Here is a 7,314-nt window from a genome sequence, read left to right on the forward strand (position 1 = left end):
TATAGTTGCAAAAATAAAAGATATAATTGTAGAAAAAAATATAAATTTAGAAGTCGGTGAGAAAAAAAATATACCAGTTTCAGTTACTACTTCACCTGCTAATTTAAAAGCTCCAAGGATTAAATTTATGTTTTCAGAAAATAAGCTTCCCGTACAGAGAAAAATTAGGTTAGATGAAGATGGTACAATTATTGGGCTCAGAGAAGGTGTAGAAAAAGTATTGATATCATGTGGCACAGGTAAAAATAAATTAGAAAAATATATATCGATAACAGTAAAAGAAAAATTTATAAAATAATACAAAATTATATTTTATAAAATAATAAAATATTGAATATAAAATATATTACAAAAATATAATAATAATCAAATATTAAATTAATGTTAAATTTATTGATATTTGTATAACTGTATAAAAATAATATAATACATTTTGTAAAAAGAATTAAAAATATGTAATATTTATGATATAATCTAACTAAATATATAAAGAAAAAGGTAATATTTAAAGAGTTATAAATTTGAGAAATATCTTATTATGTAGAAATTTGTAGTTTAATTGGGGGATTTAGTTTATGTATGATTATAAAAGTATATTGTTCAAGAGTCCAACGCCCTTTGTTATAATAGAAATTCAAGATAACCATGCAATAATAAAGGAATCGAATGCTGCGTATAAATTATATGTAACAGAAAGATATAATATAGTTGTAGAGGATATTTTAACAGATTGCATAGTGAATTTTAATTATAGAAAAATAAAAATAGACAAGACTATTTATAATGTACAGATAGAAAAAATAGGTGATAAAAGCTTTATCGCTTGGTTTTGTGAAAAAGAATATCTTTCTAATGATATGCAAGAAAATTTATTGTTAAGTGTAAGAAAATTTGACGATGTAATCTTTCTTGTAAGCGATAGCAAAATAATATTTGTAAATAAGTCTTATGAAAATATGTTTGATGAAACTTGTGATGTACCTTGTACAGTGGAAGAAGGATTTTACAAGTTTATAGAAAAAGAGGATGATACTGAAGAGATTTATTATGATTATTTAAAAGTAATAGATGAAAGAGTTAAAATAAAAACTAAAAAAGGTACAAAATGGGTTTGGATTAGATCAAATCCTATTAAAAATGAAAAAAATCAACCTATTGCATCTTATATCATATTGACTGATATAACAAATAGAACGAATGACGTCATGAATAGAAAGGAGACAAGGGAAAAGTTCTTCTCTTTTGTTTCACATGAGATAAAAAATCCTGTAAATATGATACTGGCGACTATGCAGCTTATCGAAAAAAAGGTTGAACAAAATGTATACGATGAAGATATCCTAAGACATGTAGATTTAGTAAGGAGAAATTCATTTAGAATAATGAAAATAGTAAATGACTTATCCTCAAAATCAAAGATAGAGCTAGGATATCTAGATTTCAATCCAAGTAATGAGGATATAGTTTCATTTGTCGAAGAAATATGCGAATCTGTAAGAGATTTTGTAAATATTAACGATATGAATATTATATTTGATACAGATGAAGAGGAATTGGTAGTTGGATTCGATTGTGAAAAGGTCGAAAAAATAGTGATCAATTTAATATCAAATTCACTGAAATTTAGAAAAAAAGAAGGCGGCGTTATATTAGTCAGCTTAACTCATGATGATGACTTTGTGTATATAAGCGTAAAAGACAACGGAATCGGTATATCAGAAGAAAATATGAAGAGAATATTTACAATATACGAGCGCGTAAAGGATGAGAGAAGTATAGTTAAAGAGGGCACAGGAATAGGTCTTTCTCTAGTCAGATCATTTGCTGAATTACATAATGGTTCAGTTTCTGTACAAAGTGAAGTTGGAAAGGGAACTGAATTTATAGTCAAAATAGCCAATACTATAGTAAATGAAGATAAAAATACAAAATACCACCATCTTACAAAAGAAGAGAGAAGACAAAAGATGGCAGTTGCTTTTTCTGATATATAAAATTAATTGAATATAGTTTGAAAAAAAAGATTATTACCTCATTTTAGGTATAATCTTTTTTTTTCAGAATATTATTAAAAAAGAGCACAGAGATGCTCTGTCTAAATTGGAAGGGGTGATTTTTATAGATTATGAAGTTATTGTAAAGTACAATGGTGATATTTCTAGGCTAGAAGAAGAGTTAAATATAGAAGTTGAGATACTAAACGATAATTTTGCTATTATAACATCCGATAATCCTAATTTATTCGACGAACTTTTGAATTACACAGAGGTAGAATACATAGAGAGACCTTTTATATTAGAAACACAAGATGAACAGAGCTTTTCAGCTTCTGGAATAACTTCCTTTAAAAATAGGACTAATTTAACAGGTCAGGGCACGTTAATCGGACTTATAGATTCTGGTATAGATTACACTTTGCCTGTTTTTAAGGACGATGCTGGAAATTCAAAAATCGTCTATTATTGGGACCAATCCATAGGAAACAATCCGCCAGAGGGATTTAAACAGGGGACTTTATACACTAATTCAGATATAAACGAGGCTCTAAATGGAAAGAAAGACATACCGATACAGATAACGGCTACACATGGAACTCACGTAGGCTCCATATGTGCGCAGATAGCAAATAATGCCCAGTTTATAGTCGTAAGAGTTGGAAGTATACAGACCGATATATATTCGAGAAGCACTGAATTTATGAGGGCGATTAAATTTATATTAGACAAATCGTTAGAATTAAACAAACCAGTCGCTATTAATATGAGCTATGGAACTAATGAAGGATCGCATAAGGGGTTGTCTTTATTTGAGCAGTATATAGACGATATGTGTCTATTTTGGAAAAACAACATGGTGGTAGCTGCTGGAAACAACGGAAATAAAGGTGGACATAAGAGGATAGACTTAAGCGATGAAGATGTAGAAGAAACAGTCGAGTTTGTAGTCGGTCAAGGAGAGATAGTGCTAAATATAAATATTTGGCCTAATTTTGCAGATAAATTTGCCATAACAGTAATCAACCCATCTAATGAGAAAACACAGAGCCTTTCAAGTGAAAATAACAGAATATCTAATAAATTAAGGGGGACAAATGTCACAGGATATTTTTACGAAATACAGCCTTATTCAATCCAAAGGAGAATTACAATCAGATTAGATTCCGACACCCAAATAACGCCTGGCATATGGAAAATAGTATTTTCACAGATAGATATAGTAGATGGAATAGTGGATTTATATCTACCTACCTCAGAGGGTTTGAGCCCTGATACTAGATTTTTATCTCCAAGCGGTATATTGACGGTTACAGTGCCGGGTACAGCTAGCAGAGTAATAACAGTCGGGAGCTATAATTCTAGGACAGATGTGGTATCTGGATTTTCGGGAAGAGGAGATATAAGCCAGGGGATATACAAGCCGGATTTGTTGGCACCTGGAGAAAATATAGTATCCTATCTAGTAGGGGGAACAACCGGTGCATTAACTGGAACGAGTATGGCGACACCTCATGTGACAGGATGCTGTGCGCTACTGATGGAGTGGGGAATTGTAATGGGAAATGACCTATTTTTATACTCCCAAAAATTAAAATCCTTACTGCTTCAAAACGCAAGGAGAAGAGAAAACAACACATATCCCTCAAGTTCAAATGGATATGGATTTTTAGATATGTCAGATATATATTTAAATAGATCATTTAATAATTTAAAACGTGTAAAATACGATGAAATCAATATAAATAGGAATTACAGAAGACAGCAGGATGCATATGCAAACTCTATCTTCGTGTATTTTAATCCAGAGGAAGATTTTTTTAATAGCCTAGAGCAATATGGATTTTCTAGTATATTTAATAGGCTGAGTGAAAACAGTGGGATATTTTTTTTAAGCGAGTCGGATGTATATTTGTCAGAGGCTTTTTTTAACAATAGAAATATCACAATGGTCCAGAGGCTTATAGAGATGAGCCTATTATCTGAAGTATCGTCTAGTACATCACAAGGAGTTTCTGTAAATGAGCAGTCGAATATAGGCTATATAAAAAACAATCCAAATCTAGATGTAACTGGTAGAAATGTAATAATAGCGATTGCCGATACAGGGATAGATTATTTGCATCCAGATTTTATATATCCAGATGGAACTAGTAAGATACTGTATCTATGGGATCAAACTTTAGAAGGCAATCCGCCAGAAGGGTTTTATTTCGGTACAGAATACACCAGAGACGATATAAATAGAGCAATAAGCGAAAACGACGCTACACTATCTACAGATGAAGTAGGTAGTGGAACTTTACTAAGCGGTATTTGCTCAGGGCTTGGAAAAGTAAATCCACAGTACGAGGGAATTGCAAAAGACAGCGAGCTTATAATAATTAAGCTTGGAAAAATAGACAATAGATATAACAATGCCTACTACTATGTAGCGAGGGACTATGCTTTAAAAAAATCTAGAGAATTAGAGAGACCAATCGTAATAAATACCTCTATAGGTTCTAACAATGACGTTGGATTTATAAATAGAGGGACATCTACTACGAGCTGGTATCAATATGCAGAATGTGAGATTGCAGGAGCTGGAAATCAAGGTAATACTCAAACTCACAAAAGCGGTAAATTATTAAACGAGGGAGAAACTCAAGTAGTAGAAATCGAGATAGAAGAGACTGAACCAAATTTAAATATAGATATTTGGATTAGCCGTCCAGATAGAGTAAACTTGAAAATTATCTCTCCAACAGGTGAAGAGAGTAGTGATGTGGGTATAGGATATTATAGACAGGCTAGTGGATTTTTTAACTTTGAAAATACAGCTTATTTAGTTACATATGCATTTCCGACTATGTTTTCTGGTCAGGAATTTATAACTATAAACCTGTTTAACGCCACACCTGGAATTTGGAGGATAAGCCTAACTGGCGTGTATATATACAAGGGTGTATATAATATGTACCTACAAAATAGAAAGCTCATAAACCCAAATACAAAGTTTGTCGAATCAGATCCTTTTTTTACAATAAATTTTCCGGCAGTGGACTCAAATATTTTTACAGTCGGAGCTTACGATACAGTAACCAAATCAATATGGCCTGTCTCATCTAGAGGACCTAATATACAAAATATGCAAAAACCTCATATAGTAGCCCCCGGAGTAAATATAATATCTTCATATCCAAACTCAAGATACGGAACAATCACTGGAACTAGTGCAGCTGCTGCATTTGCATCTGGAACAGCGGCGCTGTTTTTTCAATATGTAACTAAAAATAATCGATATAAAAGACAGGGATTTGCTCAGAGTATATTTACTTTTTTCCAGCTCGGTGCAGATAGAGAGAGAGAGCTCGATTACCCAAATTTTATCTACGGGTATGGACTTTTAGATGCGAGAAGAATTTTTGAGGTGTTTAGGTAAATTTAAGTTAAGGAGATCGAATATGCCAATATCTTATAATTTAATTTATACAGGAAGAAGAGAGACCTTGATAGACGATTTTTTAAAAAATAATATAACTCAGTATATATTTTTAAATGATTTATTGATTGTAATATATGTAGATGAGGATTTTGACGAGGATTTATTTAATCATATAGCTCAAGTTGTATGGTGGGAAAAATCTTATTCTATGAGCTCGTTGATAGAGATTACTGATAATATAGTTCAAGGGGAGGGCGCTTTACAGACTATAAATATATCTTATACTGGAAGTACACTTTACACTAATTTAGATGGAGAGGGAGTAGTAATAGCCTTGATAGATTCGGGGATAGACTATCTAAATCAGGATTTTATAAATGAAGATGGCAGCAGTAAAATTTTGTACTTGTGGGATCAAGAAAGCAACTATGGCTCACCTCCAGAGGGATTTTTATTTGGAAGTGAATTTACTAGAGAACAAATAAACGATGCTATATCAAGTAGCAATCAAAATTTAAGCAGTGATCAAATAGGAACAGGAACAGCGGCTGCTGGAATTATGGTATCAGAGGGGAAAAACAACCCAAGCTACAGAGGTATAGCTCCAAAAGCAGAGCTAATAGTAGTTAAGCTCAGAACATATAGAGATTTATTTAGAGAGGGCGTAATTAATTACAAAAATACAGACTTTTTGGTCGCTATAGCTTATATAATACAAAAATTTAAACAGATTTTAAGACCTGTAATAATAAATTTTACATTAGGGACAATGTCAGGTAGAGAAAACGACCACACTCTATTAAATACATTTAGAGAGCTAAAGCAGTCTGGATTTATACTAGTAAGCGGAGCTGGCAATCAAGGCAATACAGATATCCATTACTCTGGAAATGTATCAAATGGAGAATCTTTAGATATAGCATTTCAGGTTGGAGACGATAAAAATTTAAACATAGTAATAGAGGGAACAGAAGTAGACAAATTGGGAGTCGCCGTGATATCTCCCCTAGGAGAAATCAGCACGACAGTATTTTATTCACCTAGCTTTAAAAAATATACTGGACGATTTAATTTGGAGAATGTAGATTATTCTATTTCATATAATTATCCACTTATAGGAACATCATCACTACAGGTAATAGTTAATTTAGAAAATATATATTCCGGTATCTGGACTTTGAGGATTATAGGAGAGGACGTTATAAATGGGGAGTTTAACGCATATCTTCCTAATAAAAATTTAATATCTAAAGATACTAGGTTTATAGATAGTGATTCGAGGGCTACTATAACTAGATATGGACTTATGAGGGAGGTTATAACAGTTGGAACGTACAATACAAAATATAATAGCATTTGGATAGGTTCGTCTAAAGCGCCAGATGTGATTAGAGATTCTATACTAGACATAGTAGCCCCAGGAGTCGATGTAATATCTAATTACTTAGATAATACATTTAATACATTTACAGGGACAGGGGTCAGTAGCTCCATAGTATGTGCAGTTATATCGTTGCTTATAGAATTTATAATAGATCAATCAGAGCTTTATAGACTGTCTATTTACAGTGAGCCTATAAAGACTTATTTAATGCTCGGGGCGACTCAGAAGGGTATATACTCATACCCAAATATATCCTATGGATATGGAGTTTTAAATTACGAGAATACACTAGATCGAATATCTGAAAATTTATAGAAATTTCCATAGTTGAGTATTCTATAATTGAATTTATAATTTATTTTTGGAGAAAATAATAAAAAGATTTGGGAGGTGGTATTTTGAAAGATGAGCATCCTAAAGTAAGCAGACAGCTAAAAGGCTACAACAACAAAAGACTCTATTCAAAGGTGCGTCTAAACGACAATTACACAGCAGCTTGGGCTGATCAA

3 protein-coding genes and 1 pseudogene are annotated in these 7,314 nt (G+C 32.2%); all 4 read left to right on the top strand.

Annotated elements, in window-relative coordinates; genetic code table 11:
- Positions 1-298 (top strand): annotated as a pseudogene (locus MR593_RS03830) (hypothetical protein); the annotation flags it as partial.
- 277 nt (positions 299-575) lie between these two features.
- A complete protein-coding gene (locus MR593_RS03835) occupies positions 576-1,994 on the top strand; it encodes a PAS domain-containing sensor histidine kinase (protein ID WP_290687060.1) in 1,419 nt (472 codons plus the stop codon).
- Positions 1,995-2,109: 115 nt separating this feature from the next.
- Positions 2,110-5,418, top strand: a complete 3,309-nt coding sequence (cspBA, locus tag MR593_RS03840; protein WP_290687061.1) for a bifunctional germination protease/germinant receptor pseudoprotease CspBA — start codon at positions 2,110-2,112, stop codon at positions 5,416-5,418.
- Positions 5,419-5,440: 22 nt separating this feature from the next.
- Positions 5,441-7,120, top strand: coding sequence for a bile acid germinant receptor pseudoprotease CspC (gene cspC, locus MR593_RS03845; RefSeq protein WP_290687063.1), 1,680 nt, complete (start codon positions 5,441-5,443; stop codon positions 7,118-7,120).
- The last annotated feature ends 194 nt before the right edge of the window (positions 7,121-7,314 follow it).

Source organism: Intestinibacter sp. (assembly GCF_022780145.1).
Lineage (GTDB): Bacteria > Bacillota > Clostridia > Peptostreptococcales > Peptostreptococcaceae > Intestinibacter.